General features: G+C 67.5%; 21 protein-coding genes. 18 read left to right on the forward strand and 3 right to left on the reverse strand.

What is annotated here, in order from left to right:
- Positions 1-10: 10 nt before the first annotated feature.
- The 3 genes from ACEU5R_RS01070 (at position 11) to ACEU5R_RS01080 (ending at position 5,796) form a co-directional block, all read left to right on the forward strand.
- Entirely contained in the window at positions 11-3,226 is a 3,216-nt protein-coding gene (locus tag ACEU5R_RS01070; protein WP_392408848.1) for an efflux RND transporter permease subunit, read from the forward strand.
- Positions 3,227-3,310: 84 nt separating this feature from the next.
- On the forward strand, positions 3,311-4,798 hold the full coding sequence (locus tag ACEU5R_RS01075; RefSeq protein WP_392408849.1) for an efflux transporter outer membrane subunit: 1,488 nt from the start codon (positions 3,311-3,313) through the stop codon (positions 4,796-4,798).
- A 509-nt stretch (positions 4,799-5,307) separates the two neighbouring features.
- Positions 5,308-5,796, forward strand: coding sequence for a DUF488 family protein (locus ACEU5R_RS01080; protein WP_392408850.1), 489 nt, complete (start codon positions 5,308-5,310; stop codon positions 5,794-5,796).
- Here ACEU5R_RS01080 and ACEU5R_RS01085 read toward each other — a convergent pair.
- The gene (locus ACEU5R_RS01085; protein WP_392408851.1) at positions 5,747-6,559 is read right to left on the reverse strand and encodes a hypothetical protein; all 813 of its coding nucleotides are present in this window, start codon (positions 6,557-6,559) and stop codon (positions 5,747-5,749) included. The two genes, ACEU5R_RS01080 and ACEU5R_RS01085, sit on opposite strands and share 50 nt — an antisense overlap.
- A gap of 253 nt (positions 6,560-6,812) precedes the next feature.
- Here ACEU5R_RS01085 and ACEU5R_RS01090 point away from each other — a divergent pair, with 253 nt between their 5' ends.
- The 5 genes from ACEU5R_RS01090 (at position 6,813) to ACEU5R_RS01110 (ending at position 12,710) form a co-directional block, all read left to right on the forward strand.
- The gene (locus tag ACEU5R_RS01090; RefSeq protein ID WP_392408852.1) at positions 6,813-7,031 is read left to right on the forward strand and encodes a hypothetical protein; all 219 of its coding nucleotides are present in this window, start codon (positions 6,813-6,815) and stop codon (positions 7,029-7,031) included.
- Positions 7,032-7,414: 383 nt separating this feature from the next.
- Positions 7,415-7,945, forward strand: a complete 531-nt coding sequence (thpR, locus tag ACEU5R_RS01095; protein WP_392408853.1) for an RNA 2',3'-cyclic phosphodiesterase — start codon at positions 7,415-7,417, stop codon at positions 7,943-7,945.
- 43 nt (positions 7,946-7,988) lie between these two features.
- Positions 7,989-8,549 carry a 5'-3'-deoxyribonucleotidase gene (locus tag ACEU5R_RS01100; protein WP_103271282.1) on the forward strand — a complete coding sequence of 187 codons (561 nt, stop codon included), beginning with the start codon at positions 7,989-7,991 and terminating at the stop codon, positions 8,547-8,549.
- 427 nt (positions 8,550-8,976) lie between these two features.
- A complete protein-coding gene (locus tag ACEU5R_RS01105; RefSeq protein ID WP_392408854.1) occupies positions 8,977-11,277 on the forward strand; it encodes an autotransporter domain-containing protein in 2,301 nt (766 codons plus the stop codon).
- 95 nt (positions 11,278-11,372) lie between these two features.
- Positions 11,373-12,710 (forward strand): NAD(P)H-dependent oxidoreductase, encoded by a 1,338-nt coding sequence (locus ACEU5R_RS01110; RefSeq protein ID WP_103271285.1) that lies wholly within the window; start codon positions 11,373-11,375, stop codon positions 12,708-12,710.
- 15 nt (positions 12,711-12,725) lie between these two features.
- Here ACEU5R_RS01110 and ACEU5R_RS01115 read toward each other — a convergent pair whose 3' ends face one another.
- Positions 12,726-13,472 carry a FadR/GntR family transcriptional regulator gene (locus ACEU5R_RS01115; protein ID WP_103271286.1) on the reverse strand — a complete coding sequence of 249 codons (747 nt, stop codon included), beginning with the start codon at positions 13,470-13,472 and terminating at the stop codon, positions 12,726-12,728.
- A 134-nt stretch (positions 13,473-13,606) separates the two neighbouring features.
- Positions 13,607-14,344: an SDR family NAD(P)-dependent oxidoreductase gene (locus tag ACEU5R_RS01120; protein WP_103271287.1), complete on the reverse strand. Its 738-nt coding sequence runs from the start codon at positions 14,342-14,344 to the stop codon at positions 13,607-13,609.
- 167 nt (positions 14,345-14,511) lie between these two features.
- On the opposite strand from ACEU5R_RS01120, the gene ACEU5R_RS01125 reads away from it, so the two are divergent.
- The 10 genes from ACEU5R_RS01125 to ACEU5R_RS01170 form a co-directional block, all read left to right on the forward strand.
- Positions 14,512-15,312, forward strand: a complete 801-nt coding sequence (locus ACEU5R_RS01125) for a shikimate dehydrogenase (RefSeq protein ID WP_103271288.1) — start codon at positions 14,512-14,514, stop codon at positions 15,310-15,312.
- 70 nt (positions 15,313-15,382) lie between these two features.
- Positions 15,383-16,618: a branched-chain amino acid ABC transporter substrate-binding protein gene (locus ACEU5R_RS01130; RefSeq protein ID WP_392408855.1), complete on the forward strand. Its 1,236-nt coding sequence runs from the start codon at positions 15,383-15,385 to the stop codon at positions 16,616-16,618.
- Positions 16,619-16,757: 139 nt separating this feature from the next.
- Positions 16,758-17,699, forward strand: a complete 942-nt coding sequence (locus ACEU5R_RS01135) for a branched-chain amino acid ABC transporter permease (RefSeq protein ID WP_103271290.1) — start codon at positions 16,758-16,760, stop codon at positions 17,697-17,699.
- Entirely contained in the window at positions 17,696-18,976 is a 1,281-nt protein-coding gene (locus tag ACEU5R_RS01140) for a branched-chain amino acid ABC transporter permease (RefSeq protein WP_392408856.1), read from the forward strand. The genes ACEU5R_RS01135 and ACEU5R_RS01140 overlap by 4 nt, the downstream gene beginning before the upstream one ends.
- Positions 18,973-19,725, forward strand: coding sequence for an ABC transporter ATP-binding protein (locus ACEU5R_RS01145; RefSeq protein WP_103271292.1), 753 nt, complete (start codon positions 18,973-18,975; stop codon positions 19,723-19,725). The genes ACEU5R_RS01140 and ACEU5R_RS01145 overlap by 4 nt, the downstream gene beginning before the upstream one ends.
- A gap of 68 nt (positions 19,726-19,793) precedes the next feature.
- Entirely contained in the window at positions 19,794-20,516 is a 723-nt protein-coding gene (locus tag ACEU5R_RS01150) for an ABC transporter ATP-binding protein (RefSeq protein ID WP_103276217.1), read from the forward strand.
- 32 nt (positions 20,517-20,548) lie between these two features.
- The gene (locus ACEU5R_RS01155; protein WP_103271293.1) at positions 20,549-21,337 is read left to right on the forward strand and encodes an SDR family NAD(P)-dependent oxidoreductase; all 789 of its coding nucleotides are present in this window, start codon (positions 20,549-20,551) and stop codon (positions 21,335-21,337) included.
- A 35-nt stretch (positions 21,338-21,372) separates the two neighbouring features.
- Complete coding sequence (locus tag ACEU5R_RS01160) at positions 21,373-23,556, forward strand: thiamine pyrophosphate-dependent enzyme (RefSeq protein ID WP_392408857.1); 2,184 nt, start codon at positions 21,373-21,375, stop codon at positions 23,554-23,556.
- Entirely contained in the window at positions 23,553-24,068 is a 516-nt protein-coding gene (locus ACEU5R_RS01165; protein WP_103271295.1) for a VOC family protein, read from the forward strand. The genes ACEU5R_RS01160 and ACEU5R_RS01165 overlap by 4 nt, the downstream gene beginning before the upstream one ends.
- 9 nt (positions 24,069-24,077) lie before the next feature.
- Positions 24,078-24,425, forward strand: a 348-nt coding sequence (locus ACEU5R_RS01170) for a biotin/lipoyl-containing protein (protein WP_392408858.1), incomplete at its 3' end; no start/stop codon positions are given.

The following is a 24,425-nucleotide window of genomic DNA, read 5'->3' on the forward strand; positions in this document are numbered from 1 at the left end:
GAGACCCCTCATGAACATCTCGAAATTCTTCATCGACCGGCCGATCTTCGCGGGCGTGCTGTCCGTGCTGGTGCTGCTGGCGGGCCTGCTGGCCATGTTCCAGCTGCCCATCTCCGAGTACCCGGAAGTCGTGCCGCCCTCGGTGGTGGTACGCGCCCAGTACCCCGGCGCCAACCCCAAGGTCATCGCCGAAACCGTCGCCTCGCCGCTGGAGGAATCCATCAACGGCGTGGAGAACATGCTCTACATGCAGTCGCAGGCCAACAGCGACGGCAACCTGACGCTGACCGTCAACTTCAAGCTGGGCGTGGACCCGGACAAGGCCCAGCAGCTGGTGCAGAACCGCGTCTCACAGGCGCTGCCGCGCCTGCCGCCGGACGTGCAGCGCCTGGGCGTGACCACGGCCAAGAGCTCGCCCACGCTGACGCTGGTGGTGCACCTGATCTCGCCCAATGACCGCTACGACATCACCTACCTGCGCAACTACGCGATCCTGAACGTCAAGGACCGCCTGGCCCGCATCACGGGCGTGGGCGAAGTGACGGTGTGGGGTTCGGGCAACTACTCGATGCGCGTCTGGCTGGACCCGCAGAAGGTCGCGCAGCGCGGCATGACCGCCGGCGAAGTGGTCAGCGCCATCCGCGAGCAGAACGTGCAGGTCGCCGCCGGCGTGATCGGCGCCTCGCCCACGCTGGGCGACGTGCCGCTGCAGCTGAACGTGAACGCGCGCGGCCGCCTGCAGACCGAGGAGGAGTTCCGCGACATCATCCTGAAGACCTCGCCCGACGGCGCCGTGACGCACCTGTCCGACGTGGCGCGCGTGGAGCTGGACGCCCAGGAATACGGCCTGCGCTCGCTGCTGGACAACAAGCAGGCGGTGGGCATGGGCATCATGCAGTCGCCCGGCGCCAACGCGCTGGACGTGTCCACCAAGGTGCGCGCGGCCATGGCCGAGCTGGCCCAGGACTTTCCCCCAGGCGTGGAATACCGCATCGAGTACGACCCCACCCAGTTCGTCAACGCCAGCATCGAGGCGGTGGTTCACACGCTGCTGGAAGCGATCGCGCTGGTGGTTCTGGTGGTGATCCTGTTCCTGCAGACCTGGCGCGCGTCCATCATCCCGCTGCTGGCCGTGCCGGTCTCCATCGTGGGCACCTTCGCGCTGCTCCTGGTCTTCGGCTATTCCATCAACGCGCTGTCGCTGTTCGGCATGGTGCTGGCCATCGGCATCGTGGTGGACGACGCCATCGTCGTGGTGGAAAACGTCGAGCGCAACATCGCCGCCGGGCTCACGCCGCGCGAGGCGACCTACCGCGCCATGCGGGAAGTGAGCGGCCCCATCATCGCCATCGCGCTGACGCTGTGCGCGGTGTTCGTGCCGCTGGCCTTCATGACCGGCCTGACCGGGCAGTTCTACAAGCAGTTCGCCATGACCATCGCCATTTCGACGGTGATCTCGGCGTTCAACTCGCTGACGCTGTCGCCGGCGCTGTCGGCCATCCTGCTCAAGGGCCACCATGAGAAGCCGGACTGGCTGACCCGTGGCATGAACCGCGTCTTCGGCCGCTTCTTCAACGGGTTCAACAACCTGTTCGGCCGCGCCTCGGAATCCTATGGCGTGGGCGTGTCCGGCGTGATCCGCCGCAAGGCCGGCGCCATGGGCGTGTACGCCCTGCTGGTGGCCGCCACCATCGGCGTGTCGTACCTGGTGCCCGGCGGCTTCGTGCCCGCGCAGGACAAGCAGTACCTGATCGGCTTCACGCAGCTGCCCAACGGCGCCTCGCTGGACCGCACCGACGCGGTGATCCGACGCATGAGCGACATCGCCTTGAAGGAACCCGGCGTGCAGAGCGCCATCGCCTTCCCCGGCCTGTCGATCAACGGCTTCACCAACAGTTCCAGCGCCGGCATCGTGTTCGTGATGCTCAAGCCCTTCAACGAGCGCAAGGGCGCGGCGCTGTCGGGCAATGCCATCGCGGGCTCGCTGAACCAGAAGTTCGCCGCGATCCAGGACGCGTTCATCGCCGTGTTCCCGCCGCCGCCCGTGATGGGCCTGGGCACACTGGGCGGCTTCAAGTTCCAGATCGAGGACCGCGGCGCCGCCGGCTACGCCGAGCTGGACAAGGCCAAGGCCGCCTTCCTGGCCAAGGCGCGCCAGGCACCGGAACTGGGCCCGGCCTTCTCCAGCTACGAGATCAACGTGCCGCAGCTGGACGTCGACCTGGACCGCGTCAAGGCCAAGCAGCTGGGCGTGCCGGTGACGGAAGTGTTCGACACCATGCAGATCTACCTGGGCTCGATGTACGTGAACGACTTCAACCGCTTCGGCCGCGTCTTCCAGGTGCGGGCGCAGGCGGACGCGCCGTTCCGCGCCCATGCCGACGACATCCTGCAGCTGAAGACCCGCAACAACGCCGGTGACATGGTGCCGCTGTCGTCGCTGGTCACGGTCAAGCAGACCTTCGGCCCGGAAATGGTGGTGCGCTACAACGGCTACACCGCCGCCGACATCAACGGCGGCCCGGCGCCGGGCTACTCGTCCGATCAGGCCCAGGCCGCGGCCGAGCGCGTGGCCGCCGAGACGCTGCCGCGCGGCATGAAGCTGGAATGGACCGACCTGACCTACCAGCAGATCCTGGCGGGCAACGCCGGCCTGTGGGTGTTCCCCATCAGCGTGCTGCTGGTGTTCCTGGTGCTGGCCGCGCTGTACGAAAGCCTGACGCTGCCGCTGGCCGTGATCATGATCGTGCCCATGAGCATCCTGGCCGCGCTGACGGGCGTGTACCTGACCGGCAACGACAACAACATCTTCACCCAGATCGGGCTGATGGTGCTGGTGGGCCTGTCGGCCAAGAACGCGATCCTGATCGTGGAATTCGCCCGCGAGCTGGAGATGAACGGCCGCAGCCCGCTGGAGGCCGCCATCGAGGCCAGCCGCCTGCGCCTGCGCCCCATCCTGATGACGTCGATCGCCTTCATCATGGGCGTGGTGCCGCTGGTGCTGTCGTCCGGCGCCGGCTCGGAAATGCGCCACGCCATGGGCGTCGCCGTGTTCTTCGGCATGCTGGGCGTGACCCTGTTCGGCCTGTTCCTGACGCCGGTGTTCTACGTGCTGCTGCGCTCCATCGGCGGCAAGCAGCTGCATTCGGCGGCGCCGCATGAAGCGCCGGTCTGCGTGCCGCACATCGACCCGCACGCGCCGCCCGCCTCGCAGCACGGCGCCTGATCCGGCCATCGAACCAGGACTAGAGCCAGAAGCCAGCGCGTCCCGTCCAGCGGGGCGGGACGCGCCCTCAAGAGAATAGCCATCATGAAGAAAAGACTGATCCGCGGTTCCGCCCTGCTTGCCACGCTGCTCGTGCTGGCCGGCTGCGCGGTGGGACCGGACTACCAGCGGCCCGCGGCCGCCACCCCGGCTGCCTACAAGGAAGCCGCCCTACCCGCCTCGGAAGCCGGCAGCTGGAAAACCGCCGAACCCTCCGAGGAAGCCCTGCGCGGCGAATGGTGGAAGCTGTTCGGCGACGAGGGCCTGAACCAGCTGCAGGAAGAAGCGCTGCGCGCCAACCAGAACCTGCAGGCCGCCGCCGCCCGCCTGACCCAGGCCCGCGCGCTGCAACGCGAGGCGCGCGCCGCCTTCTTCCCCAGCCTGGACGCCGCCTTCGGCCCCTCGCGCCAGCGCCCCTCGGCGGTGTCGCGCGGCCTGCCCGACGGCACGCCGACCAGCCCGTCGACCACCTGGCGTGCCCAGGCCAGCGTGGCCTACGAGGCCGACCTGTTCGGCCGCGTTTCGTCAACGGCCGACGCCGCCACCGCCGACGCGCAGCAGAGCGAAGCGCTGTACCGCTCGGTGCTGCTGGCGCTGCAGGCCGACGTCGCCACCACCTACTTCCTGGTGCGCGAGCAGGACGCCGAGGCGCAGCTCTACCGCCAGACGGTGCAGCTGCGCACCGAGACGCTGCAGCTGATCCAGCGCCGCTATGACGCCGGCGACATCAGCGAGCTGGACCTGGCGCGCGCCAAGTCCGAGCTGGCGCAGGCGCAGTCCGAGGCGCTCGGCATCGACCGTCGCCGCACCGCCGCCGAACACGCGCTGGCCGTGCTGCTGGGCCGCGCACCGTCCGACTTCGCCATGCCGCCGCAACCGCTGCAGAAGGTCGCGGTGTCGGTGCCGGCCGGCCTGCCGTCTGCGCTGCTGGAACGCCGCCCCGACATCGCCGCCGCCGAGCGCGCGATGGCCGCGGCCAATGCCCGCGTCGGCGCGGCCAAGTCGGCGTTCTTCCCGCGCCTGGATATCACCGGCGCGTTCGGCTACGAGTCGTCGGAGCTGGGCAATCTGTTCCAGTGGTCCAGCCGCACGTTCCTGCTGGGTCCGCTGGTGGGCGCGGCGCTGTCGATGCCGATCTTCGACGGCGGCCGCCGCCAGGCCGGCCTGGACCGCGCCCGCGCGGTGTACGAGGAAGACGTGGCGCTGTACCGGCAGACGGTGCTGAATGCGTTCCGCGAGGTCGAGGACAATCTGGCGAACCTGCGGATTCTGGCGGACCAGACGCGGGCGCAGGACGCCGCGGTGGCGTCGGCGGCGCGGGCGGCGAAGCTGTCGCACACGCAGTACCGGGAGGGGGCGATCAACTATCTGGATGTGATCGAAGCGGATCGCAGCGTGTTGCTGCAGCAGCGGGTGTCGGTGCAGTTGAGCGGGGAGCAGGCTCGGTCTGCCGTGGGGTTGATTCGGGCGTTGGGTGGGGGATGGGGGAATCCTGTGCCTGTGCCTGGGGCTGGGCAGGTGGCTGCGAAGTAGGTGACTTCTTGCGGGGGCGGACGCTGGGTGTGCTCGCTGCCGTTGAATTGCGTGTTGTGCTTCGTGGGGAGTTTGGTTGCTGTCGCTTCGTGGGCCGCCCCTCGGGCGGGGCGGCGCGGCTGCTCGCGCCCACGATCGCGGTCCGGAGCCTTCGCTCCGGACTTCCCCCTTGTCATCCTCGTTGCCGCCTGCGGCGGCTGCCTTCGGATTCCCTCGGGCGCATCGAGGTTGCTCGCAGCCGCGCCGCCCCGCCCGAGGAGCTGCGGGTTTCGAGGGATGTGGCGTTGCTGGAGCCGTGGCTGGTGACGAGGTTTGCGTCGCCCGCAGAAACCGGCCGCGCGGGCGGCCAGTTTCTGCATACGTGGTGTCTTGCGTCAGGGGTTTAACGCTATGCGCTGATCACGCGCTTAGAAAATTGGCGGCTTCTCGGACTGCGGCGTACCGCGAACCTTCGTGACGAGCAGGGCAAAGCAGCTAAACTCGTAGCACTCGAATCGAGCTACGTCACCATGATCTTCACCATCGGCTATGAAGGCGTCGACCTCACCAGGTTCATGTCCTTGCTTTCGCACCACGACATTGAAACCGTCGTCGATGTTCGCGAAATGCCGCTTTCCCGCAAGCGGGGTTTTTCAAAAACCGCGTTGAGAACGGCGCTCAATCAATCCGGCTACGAATACGTTCACCTGGCGATGCTAGGTTGTCCCAAAGACGTCAGGAACCGGTACAGGGAAGACGGCAACTGGGCTGCATATCGCAAACGTTTCTTGCGATACCTTGCCACTCAGGAATCGGCGATTGCAGAATTGGCGGCGCTATCCAGCGATTCGAACTGCGCGCTCCTGTGCTTTGAAGCTGACCACAATTTTTGCCATCGCTCGATGGTGGCAAACGCAGTCTCCGATATTACCGGCACGAAAGTCACGCATATCAGCGCCACGCCACCCACTAGAACAGCGCGCCCTGCATCGTTGGCGTTTGCCTGGGCGGATAGATGAGACTGATGATGAGCCATTGATTCTGGAAGCGATGCTGATTGCCCATCAATAGCATCATGTCCTTGGCTTGCATTAATCCCAGCAACTTCTGCCGGAAGACCTCATCGCAATCCGATCCGTAGTCCCTGCGACATCGCCGATAAAGCTGACCCGCCTCCCAATCGACAATCTTATGTCGAATACTGGAGCCATCGGCACACAAGTATTCATAGTAGAAATCACAGGGAAGCTTCTGGAGCATTGCGATCTCGTTCCTTGCTTCGGGTTCCGTGAGCAAGCTGCCCTGCCCCCGAGCACGCGTCAGCTTGAGGATTTCCTCTTCGGACCACTCCGCCTTTCTGGCCGCCACAATGCTCAATCCGGTCAGTTCGCGCGGCTTCAGCAGCGCGAGTGATCCTTTGGTTGCCCCTGACCAATTTTCAAGCTCAGAAAAGGCTTCAAACTGAGGAATGCGGCGTATCCATTCCCGGCGCGGCTGCCATTCTGCGTGGGTTGAGACCTTCTCACCGCATGCAAGCGTACCGATGTCTATCCTGAAACTCTCGGGCCGATGATCGCCGCGAGCCTTTTCGACCCTGGCATCGATCCACTGCCATTTGGAAAACTGCTGGTCATCCTCCAGAAGGCGAAACGGCACCGGGAACAACCTTCGCATCTCGCCATTGGCATTGATTCCCGCCACACAGGATGTTTCGATATAGCTGGCGCTAGGCGAAGGGTAAGTTTTTGCCAGGATGAGAATGCGCTCTCGTTGCAATGCCACGGATGTTCCTCCTTCTTGCAAAGCCGCATCACATAATCTGCTCGCCAAAATCTAGCAGCGATTCGATCTTTGTGTACGCCATTGCGGTAAGCCGAGGCCTGCTGCACAGCAAAAATCAGACGAGCGCTCCATTGCAAGATCAATGGACGCTTTACTATGTTTTCCCCGCCACCACATCAACGGTAGCCCAGGTTGAGAGCTGGAATACAAAATGTGCGCAACCGCAGTTTCCGTATGCTCACAGGAAGCTCTCATGACCGCCCAGCGGCATCCCCTGACTGCAAACCGCTGGTCCGTCGAAGACGAACCCGAATACGGCCGCATACGTCTTTCCCGGTTGCATCAACTGGAGCGCGCCCGACTCGGCATAGAGACGATTGCGCGGCTGGTTGGCAACAGCGCACTGGAACCGAACGCCAGCGGCGCATCCCCTTTTGATCCAGAAACCGTGGCGCGCTTGATGGGGGAGTAGAGAGCCTTTGCGAGCACATCGGCATCCTGGGCGAGACCATTCAGGAAGAATCGTCCCAAGACAACGAAAGAACCGATTGACCCCGGGCACCGCCAACCAGAACAGCCGCGTCTCGTAATGCGAAACCCCTATGCGTAGATATGGCCGCCCGCGCGGCCATATCTACGCGTCCTGGCAAGATCTTCCAGCGAAAACCAACCCCTCAAAAACACGCCAAGCACCCTTTTCGCCCCAACGACGTATCGGCACTTCGACCTGCGAGCCTGGCGTGGCGAGGGCGGCTGAAGAACCCAAAAACACCCGCGACAAGCACACCGCCCACGCACATAACAAGAACCAAAAACCCCGAAACGAGGCATACAATCCCCCACCATATGTCCACCATGCGCCTCTTCTACGCCCTCTGGCCCGCCCCCACCCTGGCCACTTCCCTGGCCAGCTGGGCCGAGCAAGCCCGCCCCGCCACTGGCGGCAGAATCATGCGCACCGAGACCCTGCACCTGACGCTCGCCTTCCTTGGCAACATCGACATGGAAACCGCCGAGGAACTCATCGACGCCACCCCCGTGCACCGCCTCGAACCCGGCAGCCTGACCCTCGACCAGTACGGCGTCTTCAACCGCCAGCGCATCCTCTGGGCCGGCCCCTCCCGTACTCCCGACGACCTGCAAGCCGTCCACGACGGCCTGTGGCTCTGGCTGTCCGGCTACGGCGTGCAAGCGCCCACGCAACCGTTCCGCCCCCACGTCACCCTGCTGCGCGACATCGACCCCGCCAAGGCCCCGGAACCCACCCCCGAGCCGCTGATCTGGCACTACGACCGCATGGTCCTGGTCGCCTCCGAATCGCGGCAGGACGGCAGCCGCTACCGCGTCGTCGCCCAATCCCGCCCGCAACCCCACCCCGCCGCCTGAGCGCTCTGGCACAATCTGCGGGTCGCAACGACCCGGGATCCCCATGATCATCCTGCTCGACCAAGACGGCGTGCTCGCCGACTTCGAACACGCCTTCATCGACGCCTGGCGCGCTCGCCATCCCGACATCGCGCCGGTGGCCTTCGACGACCGCAAGTCCTTTTACATCCGCGAGGACTACGCGCCCGAGCTGCGCGCCAAGGCCGAAGCCATCTACACCGCGCCCGGCTTCATCCGCAGCCTGCCGCCCGTGCCCGGCGCGCTGGACGCCGTCAAGGAACTGCTGGCGCTGGGCATGGACGTGCGCATCTGCACCTCGCCGCTGTCGCAATTCGAGAACTGCGTGGCCGAGAAATATCTATGGGTGGAAAAGCACCTGGGCCGCGACGCCACCAACCGGCTGGTGCTGACCAAGGACAAGACCCTGGTCCACGGCAACCTGCTGATCGACGACAAGCCCCACATCCAGGGCGCGGTCAAGCCGCGCTGGAAACACATCCTGTTCGACGCGCCCTACAACCGCGACGTGACCGACCGCCCCCGCATCACCTGGAGCAACTGGCGCAACGTGCTGGCGGGCGAGCTGTACGCGGCGGACGCTTAGCGCGCGGTTCCTCAGATGGGTCAGCCTGACGACTTTCGCCCTTGAATGTCAGGACCAGGCGCAAGCCACCACGGGTGAGCGCCACCAGATGCCGGCCCGGCAGGCCGGCATTTTTTCTGCCCGCTACCGGCCTGACACAGGCAAGCCCGCGCACGCGGCGACACGCGATCGCCCGAACGCAGCGAACGCCGAGAAATCTGGTAAACACCAATTGACAAGAAAATTAAATCTAACAATTAAATTCGGTCATTTAAGATTTTTCTTATTATTTTTCGTAGCACTCCTATCTAGTCTCAAGACTTTCCCTTTTCCCCGCAAACAGGCATGACGCGCACGAGAACCCGGCTGCGGTGGCATCGCCCGTGCCGGAACGCGCCCACCGCAGACGCGCCAGGAAAGTTCATACAAAGACAGGTAGGTAATTCAGATGGAATTTCAATTCCGCCAACGCCCGTTATCGCTACTGATCGGTTTCCTGCTGCTGCCCCCGGCATACGCCCAGCAAGACGCTGCCGCGACCGCGACTACGACCGCGCATCGCAATCCCTCGGAAGCAGCAACGCTGCACGACCTGGGTCCGCATTACGACCACACCTCGTGGGGAATGGCCGATGCCATCTCCAGCGATGGCAAGACGATTTTGGGACAAACCTGCGTGCTCACCGCGCCGGGATCGAACGAGTGCTGGTACCGCAGCATCGTCTGGACCGATGGTCTTGCCAACCCGACGCTCCTGGAAGCGCATGGCGGCAAGAACACCCATGCCGCAGCGGTATCCGCCGATGGCGGCATCATCGTCGGATACGGCCAACTACCGTCAGGCGCCATGGTGGCGACCGCCTGGATCAATGCCCCCACCTACACGGCGATCCAATTGCACCACGGCATCGACAACCTCGCCTCGGAAGCGACCGGAGTTTCCGCCGACGGCTCGGTGATCATCGGCAACGCGGCCGGATCGGACGCAAGCCTCCAGTCGTACCGCTACCAGGCGCTCTCGTGGAGCAATGGCTCGACCATGGCCACGCACCTCCAGGCGCTTCCAGGCGACTCGAACTCCACCGCCGATCTCATCTCCGCCGACGGCTCGGTCATCGCGGGATCCTCCTTCAGCGGTTTCGTGCAGCACGCCGTCACCTGGACCAATGGCTCCGCCACCGCGACCGACCTGGGCGTCAGCTACGGCCAGTCTTCCGGCGTGACCGGCATTTCCGCCAATGGCGCCGTCATCGTGGGCTGGTCCGGGCTATTCAATAACCACGACCGACAGGCCGTCTCCTGGACCAACGGCGCGACCTCCCCGACCAATCTGGGCATGCTCGAAGGCGGCACGGAATCCATCGCCACCGCCGTGTCCGCCGATGGTTCGGTGATTATTGGCGACGCCAATTTCGGCGCCAACCCGGACATCACGCACGCGGTGTCATGGAGCCAGGGCGCGACCACTCCCACGGATCTGGGATCGCTCCATGGATACGACTCCACCACCGCCACCGCCCTGTCCGCCAACGGCGCGGTCATTGTCGGCTCGTCATACTCGGACTATTCGGATACGCAGGCCGTGGCCTGGATCAATGGCGCCACGACGCCCACCGCCCTGGGTGCCCTGGGAGGCAACCATAGCGCAGCCACGGCCATCTCCGCCGACGGCACCGTCGTTGTCGGCACATCCCGACTCCCCGACGGCAATATGCATGCCGTCTTGTGGAAGCTCCCGGAGCCAACGCCGGATCCGGGAGATGGACCTGAACCTGAGCCCGAACCTGAACCTGAACCTGGACCGGCCCCCGGCGACGGCGACGACGACGGCATCCTCATGGTCGATGTGGACAATACCGTCCAGACCGTCGGCAGCCTGGCCAACGACACCTTCTCCACCTTTGAAACCCAGCGCCTGGCCCTGGGCCGCCTGCAACGCGGCTGTAGCGCCTTCACCCCTGGCAAGGCCTGCTACTCCCTCATGAATGACCTGGGCAAGGCCGGCTCGAACGCCCACGCGCTTTCCGGCGTCTCGCTCGGGTACGCATTCACCGAGCGTATCTCCGCCGGCGTCTCCTTGGCCACAGCCCTCGGGTCACCCCTGCCCGGCAGCCTGGACCGCAAGGGCGGCAGCCTGGGCGTCGGCCTCCATGCCCAATGGCAAGGCGGCAATGCCCGCAACCGCTGGTATCTGCGCGGCGCCGTCGCCGCCAATACCCAAGGCATCGAACGCACCCGCAAGGTCATGGACTACACCGAGGCCGGATCCGGCAACAGCCGCATCAAGGGCTGGGAAGCCTCGCTTGAGCTGGGTCGCACCCACGCCCTGAACCGCGCCGCTTCCCTGCGCTACTACGGCGGCCTGCGCCGCAGCGACCTGCGCATGGCCGGCTATACCGAGGACAACGCAGCCTTCCCCTTCACCTATGCCGACGCTTCCTACCGCCTGACCACCGCCTATGTCGGCGCCACCTACTCCAAACCCCTGTCGCCCAAGCTGACCTGGTCGCTCAACGCCGAGCTCGAACAGGATCTTTCCAGCCAAGGCCCTCGCGTCGTCGCCCGGGCCGAGCACGTCGGCAAACTCGACATCGGTTCGGACTTCACCCGTACCCGCGCGCGCCTGTCCAGCACCGCGTCCTATGCGCTGAACCCTAAATTGCGCATCGGCGTAACGCCCTACGTCGGGCGCACCGCCACCCGGGAAATCGATGTCGGCGTCACCGTGGGCATCAGCGGCACGTTCTGATCCCAGCCCCGATGGCCGGCGCGGACGGATGCTATCCAGCGGTCATGATTTGGATCTATCCTGTACGGCGACATGCCCTGTACAGGAGCGTTTCCATGAATCTGCATCGCCTGCTCAAGCAGCGGGAAGCCGACAAGAAACCCTTGCGCGTCGCGCTGCTGGGCGCCGGCAAGTTCGGTTCCATGTTCATGAGCCAGGCCGCGCGAACGCCCGGCCTGCGCCTGGTGGCGGTAGCCGACCTGTCGCCAGGACGGGCGCGCGCCGCGCTGACCCGCGTGGGCTGGCCGGCGGCCGCGCTCAACGCCGAGAGCACCGCCGACGCGCTCAAGAACGGCAAGGTCTATTTCACCGACGACACCGATGCCGTCATCGCCAGCCCCGACGTCGAGATCGTGGTCGATGCGACCGGCCAGGCGGCCGCCGGCATCGAGCACGTGCTGGCCTGCTGCGAACACGGCAAGCACATCATCATGGTCAACGTCGAGGCCGACGCGCTGGCTGGCCCTCTGCTGGCGCGCCGCGCGCGCGAGGCCGGCATCGTCTATTCGCTGGCCTACGGCGACCAGCCCGCGCTGATCTGCGAAATGGTCGACTGGGCGCGCGCCTGCGGCTTCGAGGTCATGGCCGCCGGCAAGGGCACCAAGTACCTGCCGGAATTCCATACTTCCACGCCCGACACGGTCTGGCCGTACTACGGCTTCACCGCCGAGATGGTGGCCGCCGGCGACTTCAATGCGCAGATGTTCAACAGCTTCCTGGATGGCACCAAGAGCGCCATCGAGATGGCCGCCGTGTCCAACGCCACCGGCCTGCAGCCCTCGCCGTCCGGCCTGCACTTCCCGCCCTGCGGCGTGGACGACCTGGCGCGCGTGCTGCGGCCGCGCGAGGACGGCGGCATCCTGCACCATCGCGGGCAGGTGGAAGTGGTGTCCTCGCTGGAGCGCGACGGCCGGCCGGTGTTCCGCGACCTGCGCTGGGGCGTGTACGTGACGCTGGCGGCCGACAGCGACTACGTGCGCCGCTGCTTCAAGGAATACGGACTGGTCACCGATCCCGGCGGCAACTACACCGCCATGTACAAGCCCCATCACCTGTTGGGCCTGGAGCTGGGCGTCAGCGTGGCCAGCGTCGGCCTGCGCCGCGAACCCACCGGCGCGCCCGCCGGCTGGCATGGCGACGTGGTGGCCACCGCCAAGCGCGACCTGCCCGCCGGACAGGCGCTGGACGGCGAAGGCGGCTACACGGTGTATGGCCGGCTGATGCCGGCGCGCGATTCGGTCGAGGAAGGCTACCTGCCGCTGGGCCTGTCGCACCAGGTCAAGCTCAAGCATGCCGTGCGTCAGTCGCAGCCGATACGCTGGCGCGATGTGGAGTACGACGAACAGTCCACGGCCCTGCGCTTCCGGCGGGAGATGGAGCAGATCTTCGCGTAGGACGAGCCTCGCGCCTCAAACCGGCGCCGGACGCTCCGCCTGGAACAGCCGCAGCCGATCCGCCGCATTGCGCAGATGCTGTTCCGCCGCTCGTCCGGCGGCATCAGGATCCCCCGCCTCGATGGCCGCGAAGATCGCCTGATGCTCGCTCTGCACCGCCGCCATGCGCTCGGTGTACATGCGCGCGGTGTTGTTGCGCGCGCTGCGGATCACGCGGCGCACATTGGCTTCCAGGTAGTCGTTCAGCGCCACCAGGTGCGGGTTGTGCGTGGCCTGCACGATGGCGAGGTGGAACTGGTAGTCCTCTTCGTCGCCCAGCTTGTCGTTGACCAGCGCGTATTCCATGCCGACCAGCGCCTGCTTCATCTTCTTCAGGTCCTGGTCGCCACGGCGCTGCGCGGCGTAGCGCGCCGCCGTCACCTCGATGGACAGCATCAGTTCCAGGATGTGTTCCAGCTCCTGGCTGTCGCCCGGCGCGGGCGCGGCGATGCGGAAGGCGTTCTTCTGGAAGTTGGGGTCCACGAACACGCCGCTGCCTTGCTGCGAGGTGACCAAGCCCTCGGACTTCAGGCGGGCCAGGGCCTCGCGCACCACGGCGCGGCTGACGGCGTAGATCTCGGTCAGCTGCTTCTCGGTGGGCAAGCGGTCGCCGGGCGCGAGCGCGCCCTGGCGGATCTGTTCGGCCAGGGCATCGGCCACTGATGCGGACAGCGAACTGCGGGGCGCGGCGCGCGCGGAATCCTGATCTTGACTGGGCTGCATAGGGAAACGTGAAGATTCGGCGGCTCGCGGGACGGCCGCCTTGGGCTTATAGGAATGTCTCGACGTTCTGTTGCGGCGGACGCCTGCGAAAAGTATAGGGTTTGCCGGGATGCCGGGCGCCGCCGCACTGCACTTTACGCGATATAGATGCCCCCGTTCACCTGCATGACCTCGCCGGTCACGAAGGCCGCCAGCGGCGAGCACAGGAAGGCGATCGGGCCGGCGATCTCCTCGGCCGAGCCGAAGCGGCGCAGCGGCGTGCTGGCCAGCAGCTGGTCGCCCTTCTGGCCGATAAGGTCGTTGGTCATGGAGGTGGCGATGATGCCGGGCGCGACCGCGTTCACGCGCACCTTGGGCGCCAGCTCCAGCGCCAGGCTGCGGGTGAAGCTCTGCACCGCGCCCTTGGACGCCGAATAGGCGGCGTGCGCGTAGCTGCCGCGCTGGGCCGCCAGCGAGGTCAGCAGCACGATGGAGCCGTTCTCGCGCAGGTGGCGCTCGGCGGCGCGGCAGACGTAGAAGGTGCCGTCCAGGTTCACGCCCATCAGCTTTTTCCAGCCCTGGTCGGTGGTGTCGCGCACCAGGCTTTCCGGATAGATGCCGGCGCAGTGCACCAAGTGGTCCAGCCCGCCGAAGTCCTGCGCGGCCTGGGCCAGCGCCCGGTCACAGTCGGCAGAGGACGACACGTCCAGCGCGTAGGCGCGCACGCGCTCGCCGCCGGGATCCAGCTCGGCCGCCACCTGCGCCAGGCGCGCGCCGTCGATGTCGGTCAATGCCAGGCGCGCGCCGTGCGCGGCCATCAGCCTGGCCGTGGCCAGCCCGATGCCGTTGCCCGCGCCCGTGATGGCGATCACCTGCTGTTCGAATGAAATCATCTTGTCTCCGTCTGCTTGACACGGCAAAAACGCTTGCCCTATGATTTATCGGACAACTTAATAAAGTTGCCTGACAACTTGCTTGAAAGCGTAAATCACTTGGCGCGAACAGGCAAGCGGATCAGAAAACACGGCGCCAAGCCGCAGGACAGGCAGGGGACAATCAGGTGGAAATCACCGGCAGCACAACCGTATACGCGATCGCGGCCGACCCGATCGCGCACGTCAAGACGCCGCAGCGGCTCAACGCCCTGCTGCGCGAGCGCGGCGCCGACGGCGTCATGGTCCCTTTCCACGTCTCGCCCGACGGCCTGCCGGCGCTGTTCGCCGGCCTGCGCGGCTTGCATAACCTGGGCGGGCTGGTCGTCACCGTGCCCCACAAGGAACAGGCCGCCGTCCTGTGCGACGAGATCACGCCGGCCGCGCGCCTGATCGGCGCCGTCAACGCGATCCGCCTGCGCGACGGCAAGCTGGCCGGCGGCAATTTCGACGGGCTGGGCTTCGTGGCCGGCCTGCGCGCCCAGGGCCATGAGCCCGCCGGCCGCCGCGTCTACCTGGCCGGCCTGGGCGGCGCGGGCAAGGCCATCGCCTGTGCCCTGGCCGACGCCGGCCCGGCCCGCCTGGACCTGTACAACCGTTCCCCCGAACGCGCCCGCGAATTCGCCGCGCGCCTGTCGGCCGCCTATCCCGCGCTGGACATCCAGCTGGCCGACGCCGCGCCTGGCGCCGATTGCGAGATCGCCGTCAACGCCACCTCGCTGGGCCTGTCCGACACCGATCCCCTGCCCTTCCCCCTCGATGCGCTGCCCGCCGGCGCGGTCGTGGCCGACGCCGTGATGAGCCGCGTCGACACGCCGCTGCTGCGCGCCGCCGCCGCGCGCGGCCTGCGCACGCACGCCGGCCTGCACATGCTGGAAGGACAGATCGCCGAGATTGCCCGCTACCTGGGCATACCGGAGCCGCGCTAGGGTCCGCCCCGCCAGCGCGCTCGCTTGATCCACGGATTCACCACACTCCCGTTCCACGGAGGAGACACGCATGAAATTGGCTTTCACCACCGGCCTGCTGTGCCTGGCCGGCATCGCCGCCTCGGCGCAGGCCGCGCCCGTCAAGATCGGCCTGATCGAGACGCTGTCCGGCCCGCAGGCTTCGACCGGCCTGATCTTCCGCGCCGCGGTCAAGTACCAGCTGGACCGCATCAACGCCGCCGGCGGCTGGAACGGCCAGCCGCTGGAACTGGTCGAGTTCGACAACCAGGGCGGCCCGGTGGGCGCGTCCGACCGCTTCCGCGCGGCCGCCGCCGAGGGCGTGCAGATCCTGGTGCAGGGTTCCTCGTCCGCGATCTCCGGCCAGCTGACCGAAGACGTGCGCAAGCACAACCTGCGCAATCCGGGCAAGGAAGTGCTGTTCCTGAACGTGGGCGGCGAGGCGCTGGAACTGACCGGCCAGAAGTGCCACTTCTACCATTTCCGCTTCGCCACCAACGCCGACCTGCGCGTCAAGGCGCTGACCTCGGTCATGTCGGCCGACGGCACGCTGGGCAAGCGCGTCTACGCCATCAACCAGAACTACTCCTGGGGCCAGGACATGGAAGGCGCCACCGAGCGCTTCGCCAAGCAGTACGGCTATGAAGTGGTCGGCAAGACCCTGCACGAGGTCAACAAGATCCAGGACTTCGCGCCGTATGTCGCGCGCATCCGCTCGGCCAATCCCGACACCGTCATCACCGGCAACTGGTCCAACGACCTGCTGCTGCTGATGAAGGCCACCCAGGCCGCCGGCCTGAAGGTGCGCTTCGCCACCGTGTTCCTGGACCAGGTGGGCAACCTGGCCAACGCCGGCGAAGTCGCGCTGGGCCACTACATCGCCCACCCGTACAACATCGAGGCCGCCGGCGAGGAAGGCGCCAAGTTCGCCGAGGACTACAAGGCCAAGACCGGCCACTACCCCAGCTACACCGAACCGCAGACCGTGATCGGCGTCACCTTCCTGGGCGAGGCGCTCAAGCAGGTCAAGCCGCAGGACGGCAAGCTGTCGGTGCCGGAACTGGCCAAGGCGCTGGAGAAGGTCACCTACACCTCGCCGCTGGGCACCTACACGATGCGCGCCGAGGACCACCAGGTGCAGCTGCCGATGGTGGTTTCCACGGTCGGCAAGAACGCCAAGTACAAGGCCGACGACACCGACATGGGCTTCGAGCCGGTCAAGGTGCTGAGCGCCGCCGACGTGTCGGCGCCGGTGCAATCCACGTGCAAGATGGTCCGCCCGAACTGATGCGGCTGGGGGCGGGCCGCGCTCGCGGCCCGTCCGTGGACCCGCAGGAAAAAACGCCCGCCGGCGCGGGGCCGGCCACAACAGGGCGCGATGGATCGCGCGGCGCATCGCGCCCGCGCGCAGGATTTATGGAGCGGACATGGAATACTTTACCGTCTCGCTGTTGAACGGCGTGATTTACGGCCTGCTGCTGTTCATGGTGTCGGCAGGCCTGACACTGATTTTCGGGATGATGGGCGTGCTGAACTTCGCGCACGCTTCGTTCTACATGATAGGCGCCTATGCCGCCTATACCTTGACCCCGGTCACGGGCTTCTGGGCCGCGCTAGCGCTGGCCACCGTGATCTCGGGCGCGCTGGGCATGGCGGTGGAGCGCTACTTCCTGCGCCGCGTGCACAAGTTCGGCCACGCGCAGGAATTGCTGGTCACTTTCGGCCTGGCCTTCATCGTGGCCGAGCTGGTCAAGCTGTTCTACGGCGACTTCCCGGTCGACTACCGCGTGCCGCAGTTCCTGAACTTCGCGGCCTTCCGCGTGTTCGACGCCGACTACCCCTTCTACCGCCTGCTGATGGGCGGCGTGTCGCTGGTCATGTTCGGCGTGATCTACCTGCTGCTGTCGCGCACCCGCGTCGGCATCGTGGTGCGCTCGGCCATCTATCGTCCGCGCATGGCCGAGGCGCTGGGCCACAACGTGCCACTGGTGTTCATGAGCGTGTTCGGCGTGGGCGCGGCCATGGCCGGCCTGGCCGGCGCGGTGGCCGGCGCCTTCTACACCACCAACCCCAACATGGCGCTGGAACTGGGCGTGCTGGTGTTCGTGGTGGTGGTCGTGGGCGGGCTGGGCTCGCTCGGCGGCGCCATGATCGCCTCGCTGCTGATCGGCCTGATCAGCTCATTCTCGGTCGGCATCGACGCCAGCCTGGCCACGCTGTTCGGCCTGTTCGGCGCCGGCGAGTGGGCCGAGAGCGTGGGCGGATTGATGACGGTGAAGATATCCAGCCTGGCGGCGACCCTGCCCTTCCTGCTGATGCTGGTGGTGCTGCTGGTCAAGCCTTCGGGCCTGAAGGGAGAACAGGCATGAGCCAATCGACTACCCATGCCCGCCGCGCCTCGGGCGCGCTGCTGCTGATCCTGTGCGTGGCCGCGCTGTGCGCGCTGCCCTGGCTGCTGCCCCCGGGCCAGCTGGTGGCCGCGGTGCAGATGCTGATCGCCGCGCTGTTCGCCTGCGCCTTCAACCTGCTGGCCGGCCAGGGCGGCATGCTGTCCTTCGGCCACGCCGCCTACTTCGGCGTCGGCACCTTCGCCACCATTCATGCCATGAACGCGCTGGGCGGCGCCGGGCTGCTGCCCACGCCGCTGATGCCGCTGGTCGGCGGCGTGGCCGGCCTGCTGTTCGGGCTGGTCGCGGGCTGGTTCGCCACCATGCGGTCGGGCGTGTATTTCTCGATGATCACGCTGGCCCTGGCCGAGCTGCTGCACGCGCTGGCGCCGCACCTGAAGGGCGTGTTCGGCGGCGAGGCCGGCCTGTCGGCCATGCGCATGCCGGCCTGGGGCTTCTCGTTCGGCTCGGACATCGAGGTCTATTTCCTGGTGCTGGCCTGGGTGCTGGTGTCGCTGGCCGCGCTGTACGGCCTGACCCGCACGCCGCTGGGCCGGCTCACGCTGGGCCTGCGCGAGAACGCGCACCGCCTGCGCTACCTGGGCTACCGTCCGCACACGCTCAAGACGCTGGTGTTCGCGCTGTCCGCCATGTTCGCCGGCATCGCCGGCGGCCTGCAGGCGCTGAACATCGAGGCCGGCAACTACGTGCTGTTCGACGTCAAGCTGTCCACCGACGCAGTGCTGTTCGCCTACATCGGCGGCGTCAACGCCTTCCTGGGTCCGGTGCTGGGCGCGTCCATCCTGACCTTCCTGTCGCAGACGCTGGCCGACATCACCCGCTCGTGGCTGCTGTATCAGGGCATCCTGTTCGTGCTGGTGATGCTGTTCGTGCCGGACGGCCTGGTCGGCCTGGTGCAGCGCGCCGCCCGCTCGCTGCGCGAGCGCGGCCTGGCCGACTGGCTGCCGCGCGCCGCCGTATCGACGGCCGGCGGCCTGCTGCTGACGGCCGGCACGGTCTTCACGGTGGAACTGCTGCAACGCATGTTCGCCCGCGACTACCGCTCGCTGCTGGCCCTGAACCCCGACGCCGGCTGGCCGGCCATTTCCCTGTTCGGCCGCGACTGGGCGCCGCTGGCGCTGTCGACCTGGCTGATTCCGCTGGCGCTGCTGGCCGCGGGCCTCGTGGCCTGCCGCTGGGCGCTGGCGCTGTGGCGCGACGGCGACCCGGCCGCCCCCGCCCTGGAGACGGCGCAATGAACCACGACATCCTCACCCTCACCGACGTGCGCAAGTCCTTCGGCGACGCGCAGATCATCCGCGGCGTGAACCTGGCGGTGCGCGCCGGCGAACGCCACGCGGTCATCGGCCCCAACGGCGCCGGCAAGTCCACGCTGTTTCACCTGATGTCGGGCTCGTTCGCGCCGACGTCCGGCGACATCAGCCTGCAATCGCGCGCCATCGGCGGCCTGGCGCCCGAGCGCATCAACCGCCTGGGCCTGGCGCGCTCGTTCCAGATCACCAATGTGTTCCCGCGCCTGTCGGTGCGCGAGAACCTGCGGCTGGCGGTGCTGCGCATGCACGGCCTAGTCTACACCTTCTGGCGTCCCATCGCGCGCAACCGCGCCGTCAACGAAGACGTGGACCGCCTGCTGGAAAAGGTGCGGCTGGCACCGCGCCAGCACGTGGCGGCCGGCGACCTGAACTATTCGGAACAGCGCTCGCTGGAAATCGGCATGACGCTGGCCTCGCGGCCGCGCGTGATCCTGCTGGACGAGCCCATGGCCGGCATGTCGCAGCATGAAGTGGACTACACGGTCGAGCTGATCAAGGACGTGACGCGCGACTGCACGCTGCTGATCGTCGAGCACGACATGCAGGTGGTGTTCTCGCTGGCCGACCGCATCAGCGTGCTGGTGTACGGCGAGATCCTGGCCACCGGCACGCCCGCCGAGATCCGTGGCGACGCCCGCGTGCGCGAGGCCTATCTCGGGGAGGAAGCCGTATGAGCCAGCACGCCACCCATCCCGCCGCCTCCAAGGGGAACAACAACGCGCGCAGCGCGAAGGACGACGCGATGAGCGCGCAAACCGGGGAACTGCTCAGCCTTCGGGGCGTGCACGCCCACTACGGCAAGAGCCACATCCTGCATGGCATCGACCTGGCCATCGGCCGAGGCGAAGTCATCAGCCTGCTGGGCCGCAACGGCGCCGGCCGCTCCACCACCATGAAGAGCATCATGGGCCTGGTGGACGTGACCGGCGGGCAGATCCGCATCGAAGGGCGCGACATCACCAACAAGCGCCCCTTCGAGATCGCCCGCGCCGGTCTGGGTTTCGTGCCCGAGGAACGCGAGGTCTTCGCCAACCTGACGGTGGACGAGAACCTGCGCATGGGCGAGCAGCCGCGCCGCGCCGACGCGCCGTTCTGGACCGTCGAGCAGATGTTCGACTACTTCCCGCGCCTGAAGGAACGGCGCGGCACCCGCGCCGGCAACCTGTCGGGCGGCGAGCAGCAGATGCTGACCATGTGTCGCTCGCTGCTGGGCAATCCCAAGGTCATGCTGATCGACGAGCCGACCGAGGGCCTGGCGCCCAAGATCGTGGAAGTGATCGCCGACGTGATCCGCGACATCCACCAGCGCGGCGTGTCGGTGGTGCTGGTCGAGCAGAAGCTGACCATCGCGCTGAAGGTCTCCACCCGCGTCAGCGTGATGGGCCACGGCCGCATCGTTTTCGAAGGACCGCCCGCCGAGCTGCAGCAGCGCCAGGACGTGGTCCAGGAATGGCTGGCGGTCTGAGCCGCCGCCCACAACCTTCATAGGCAATCATCTTGCAACAGACTCCCGACACCGTGTACGCCGACCTGCGCGGCCAGACCGTCGTCATCACCGGCGGCGCCAAGGGCATCGGCTACGCCGCCGCCCAGGCCTTCGCGCGCCAGGGCGCGCGCGTGGCCCTGCTGGACATGGATGAGGCCGCGCTGGCCGTCGCCGTGGCCGGCCTGCAGGCCGAGGGCGGCGAGGCCCTGGCCTGCCAGGCCTCGGTCACCGACGCCGACGCGGTCGAACGCGCCTTCGCCCAGGTCGAACAGGCCTGGGGCCGCATCGACGTGCTGGTCAACAACGCCGGCATCTCGGCCAACAAACCCACGCTGGAAGTCAGCGCCGAGGAATGGCGCCGCGCCGTGGACATCAACCTGACCGGCGTGTTCCTGTGCGCCCAGGCCGCCGGCCGCCGCATGGTGCCGGCCGGCGCCGGCTGCATCATCAACCTGGCCTCCATGTACGGCGTGGTGGCCGCGCCCGACCGCGCGGCCTACTGCGCCACCAAGGGCGCGGTGGTGCTGCTGACCGAGACGCTGGCCGTGGAATGGGGCCCGCTGGGCGTGCGCGTGAACGCGCTGGCGCCCGGCTACGTCGAGACCGATCTGGTGCGCGACCTGGCCGCGCGCGGCCGCCTCGACCCCGAACGGCTGAAGCAGCGCACGCCGCTGCGGCGCCTGGCGCAGCCGGCCGAAATGGCCGACCTGGCGGTGTTCCTGGCCTCGCGCCAGGCCGCCTACATCACCGGACACACCCTGGTGGCAGACGGCGGCTGGAGCCGCTACAGCTACCTCTAACACGCATCAAGCCCGACATTTCTGGAGATTCACTCATGGCCACCCATCACCCGCTTGCGCCGCAAGCGCCCTGGCGCCAACTGACGGTCGACGCCAAGGACTGGCAACAGGCCGATCCGGCGCTGCTGTCCAACATGCTGACGCAGCTGCACTGGATCCGCGCCTTCGAGGAAGCGGTGCTGGAACTGGCCGCCGAAGGCCTGGTGCACGGCCCGGCGCACTCGTCCGTGGGCCAGGAAGGCGGCGCGGTCGGCTCGGTGCTGGCGCTGGGCGCCGGCGACCAGATCAACGGCTCGCACCGAGGCCACCACCAGTTCCTGGCCAAGGCGCTGCAACACGTCGCGCCGCAAGGGCTGGACCCGCGCAACCCGATCAACGCCGCCGTCGACGAAGTGCTGCAACGCACGCTGGCCGAGATCATGGGCCTGGCGCAAGGCTATTGCCGAGGCCGTGGCGGCTCCATGCACCTGCGCTGGCTCGAAGCCGGCGCGCTGGGCACCAACGCCATCGTCGGCGGCGGCGTGCCGCTGGCCGCCGGCGCGGGCTGGGCGCACAAGCACGCCGGCACCGACCGCGTGGCCGTGACCTACTTCGGCGATGGCGCGGTCAACATCGGCTCGGTGCTGGAAACCATGAACCTGACCGCGGCCTGGAAGACGCCGCTGTGCTTCTTCATCGAGAACAACCGCTACGCGGTGTCCACCACGGTCGAGGAATCCACCGCCGAACCGCGCCTGTCGGCGCGCGGCCTGGCCTTCAACATCCCGTCGTGGCAGGTGGACGGCATGGATCCGCTGGCCGTGTACCTGGCCATGTCGGAAGCCGTGGCGCACATGCGCGCCGGCAAGGGTCCTACCATCGTCGAAGTGGACGTGTACCGCTACTTCCACCAGAACGGCCCCTTCCCCGGCAGCGCCTTCGGCTACCGCAGCAAGGACGAGGAAGCGCAATGGCGCCGCCGCGACCCGCTGGACAAGGTCGCCGCCGAGATGATCGGCCGCAAGCTGATCACCCAGGCCGAAGTCGACGCCCTGCGCCAGCGCTGCAAGGACGTGATGAAGGACGTGGCCGGCCGCCTGACCGAGGCCGCCGACGGCGGCAAGCGCCGCGTGCGCGCCGACCTGTGGCCCAGCCCGGACTTCCGCGATGTGGGCCTGCGCAGCGACGGCTCGGAACTGGCCGGCCTGCGCTACCAGGAAGCCTCGGAACACGCCGGCGAGCGGGTCGAGCGCAAGTTCGTCGACGCCGTCGCCGACGTGCTGGACCGCCGCATGGAAACCGATCCCGGCGTGGTGGTGCTGGGCGAGGACGTGCACCGCCTGAAGGGCGGCACCAACGGCGCCACGCGCGGCCTGAAGGACAAGTATCCGGACCGCGTGCTGGGCACCCCGATCTCCGAGAACGCCTTCGCCGGCCTGGGCGGCGGCCTGGCCATGGACGGCCGCTACCGTCCGATCGTCGAGTTCATGTACCCCGACTTCATGTGGGTCGCGGCCGACCAGGTCTTCAACCAGATCGGCAAGGCCCGCCACATGTTCGGCGGCGACATCGACGTGCCCTTCGTGCTGCGCACCAAGGTCGCGATGGGCACGGGCTATGGCTCGCAGCACTCGATGGACCCGGCCGGCATCTTCGCCACCGCGCCCGGCTGGCGCATCGTGGCCCCGTCCACGCCCTACGACTACGTCGGCCTGATGAACACCGCGCTGGCCTCCAAGGATCCGGTGCTGGTGATCGAGCACGTGGACCTGTACGGTTCGTCGGGCGAGGTGCCCGCGGGCGACCTGGACTACGCCATCCCCTTCGGCAAGGCGCAGGTGCGCCGCCAGGGCGGCAAGGTCACCATCCTGACCTACCTGTCCATGGTCAGCCGCGCGCTCAAGGCCGCCGAGGCCGCCGGCGTGGACGCCGAGATCATCGACCTGCGCACGCTGGACCGCGCCAGCCTGGACTGGGACACCATCGGCGAGAGCATCAAGAAGACCAACAACGTGCTGATCGTCGAACAGGGCGCGCGCGGCACGTCCTACGGCGCCATGCTGGCCGACGAGATCCAGCGCCGCTGGTTCGACTGGCTGGACCAGCCCGTCAAGCGCGTCACGGGCGGCGAGGCCTCGCCCAGCATCTCCAAGGTGCTGGAACGCGCCGCCTTCGCCGACACCGAGGAAGTCATGGCCGGCCTGGCCGACGTGCTGGCCGACCTGGGAGAGCAGGCATGAACGCGCCCGAACAGGCCCGCCTGCGCATGACGGTGCCGATGGAAGTCGGCATCTGCTGCGCCGACCTGGACGGGATGCTGGCCTTCTACACCGGCGTGCTGGGCCTGGCGCTGGTCAACCGCGTGAGCGTGCCCGCCGACAAGGCGGCCGCCACCGGCCTGACCTCGGCCGGCTACGACGTGGCGCGGCTGCAGACCAGCTACGGCGAGCGCGTCAAGCTGCTGCAGCCCGCCGTGGCGCCCCAGCCGCGCCCGGCCGCCGGCGCCATCCTGGACCGCCAGGGCGCCACCTACCTCACCTTCATCGTGCGCGACCTGCCCGGCGTGGTGCGCCAGCTGCAAGCGCGGGGCGTGACGTTCGACAGCGCGCCCGCGCCGATGGAAGTGCGCCCCGGCACCTGGCTGGCGTTCTTCCGCGATCCCGAAGGCAACGTGCTGGAGCTGGTGGAGTACGACGACCCCGCCGCCTACCGACCCGACCTCCAGCCCGACACGGCCGCCGCCGCTGAATAGGACATCAACGTGGCATACCTCATCAAGCTTCCCTCCGTGGCCGCCGACACCTCGGGCGGCAATCTGCACCAGTGGCTCAAGCAGGAAGGCGACACGGTCGCCGTCGGCGACGCGCTGGCCGAAATCGAGACCGAGAAGGCCATCGTCGAGATCAACGCCGAACACGCCGGCGTGCTCGGCCGCATCGTCGTCGCCGCCGGCGCCTCGTCGGTGCCGGTGAACACCGTGCTGGGCGTGCTGCTGGCCGACGGCGAGGACGCCTCCGCCATCGAGCGCGCGCTGGCCGAACAGGGCGTGGCCCCGGCCGCAGCGCCGGCCGCCCCGGCACCGGCTGCCGCAACCCCCGCCTCTTCGAGC

Origin of the sequence: Achromobacter sp. 413638 (assembly GCF_043119405.1) — a bacterium.
Classification (GTDB): domain Bacteria; phylum Pseudomonadota; class Gammaproteobacteria; order Burkholderiales; family Burkholderiaceae_B; genus Achromobacter.

What these genes read in the sequence shown, in the direction of transcription:
- ACEU5R_RS01070 (WP_392408848.1), top strand. Translation starts at nt 11, where the DNA reads ATGAACATCTCGAAATTCTTCATCGACCGGCCGATCTTCGCGGGCGTG.
- ACEU5R_RS01075 (WP_392408849.1), top strand. Translation starts at nt 3,311, where the DNA reads ATGAAGAAAAGACTGATCCGCGGTTCCGCCCTGCTTGCCACGCTGCTC.
- ACEU5R_RS01080 (WP_392408850.1), top strand. Translation starts at nt 5,308, where the DNA reads ATGATCTTCACCATCGGCTATGAAGGCGTCGACCTCACCAGGTTCATG.
- ACEU5R_RS01090 (WP_392408852.1), top strand. Translation starts at nt 6,813, where the DNA reads ATGACCGCCCAGCGGCATCCCCTGACTGCAAACCGCTGGTCCGTCGAA.
- thpR (WP_392408853.1), top strand. Translation starts at nt 7,415, where the DNA reads ATGCGCCTCTTCTACGCCCTCTGGCCCGCCCCCACCCTGGCCACTTCC.
- ACEU5R_RS01100 (WP_103271282.1), top strand. Translation starts at nt 7,989, where the DNA reads ATGATCATCCTGCTCGACCAAGACGGCGTGCTCGCCGACTTCGAACAC.
- ACEU5R_RS01105 (WP_392408854.1), top strand. Translation starts at nt 8,977, where the DNA reads ATGGAATTTCAATTCCGCCAACGCCCGTTATCGCTACTGATCGGTTTC.
- ACEU5R_RS01110 (WP_103271285.1), top strand. Translation starts at nt 11,373, where the DNA reads ATGAATCTGCATCGCCTGCTCAAGCAGCGGGAAGCCGACAAGAAACCC.
- ACEU5R_RS01115 (WP_103271286.1), bottom strand. Translation starts at nt 13,472, where the DNA reads ATGCAGCCCAGTCAAGATCAGGATTCCGCGCGCGCCGCGCCCCGCAGT.
- ACEU5R_RS01120 (WP_103271287.1), bottom strand. Translation starts at nt 14,344, where the DNA reads ATGATTTCATTCGAACAGCAGGTGATCGCCATCACGGGCGCGGGCAAC.
- ACEU5R_RS01130 (WP_392408855.1), top strand. Translation starts at nt 15,383, where the DNA reads ATGAAATTGGCTTTCACCACCGGCCTGCTGTGCCTGGCCGGCATCGCC.
- ACEU5R_RS01135 (WP_103271290.1), top strand. Translation starts at nt 16,758, where the DNA reads ATGGAATACTTTACCGTCTCGCTGTTGAACGGCGTGATTTACGGCCTG.
- ACEU5R_RS01140 (WP_392408856.1), top strand. Translation starts at nt 17,696, where the DNA reads ATGAGCCAATCGACTACCCATGCCCGCCGCGCCTCGGGCGCGCTGCTG.
- ACEU5R_RS01145 (WP_103271292.1), top strand. Translation starts at nt 18,973, where the DNA reads ATGAACCACGACATCCTCACCCTCACCGACGTGCGCAAGTCCTTCGGC.
- ACEU5R_RS01150 (WP_103276217.1), top strand. Translation starts at nt 19,794, where the DNA reads ATGAGCGCGCAAACCGGGGAACTGCTCAGCCTTCGGGGCGTGCACGCC.
- ACEU5R_RS01160 (WP_392408857.1), top strand. Translation starts at nt 21,373, where the DNA reads ATGGCCACCCATCACCCGCTTGCGCCGCAAGCGCCCTGGCGCCAACTG.
- ACEU5R_RS01165 (WP_103271295.1), top strand. Translation starts at nt 23,553, where the DNA reads ATGAACGCGCCCGAACAGGCCCGCCTGCGCATGACGGTGCCGATGGAA.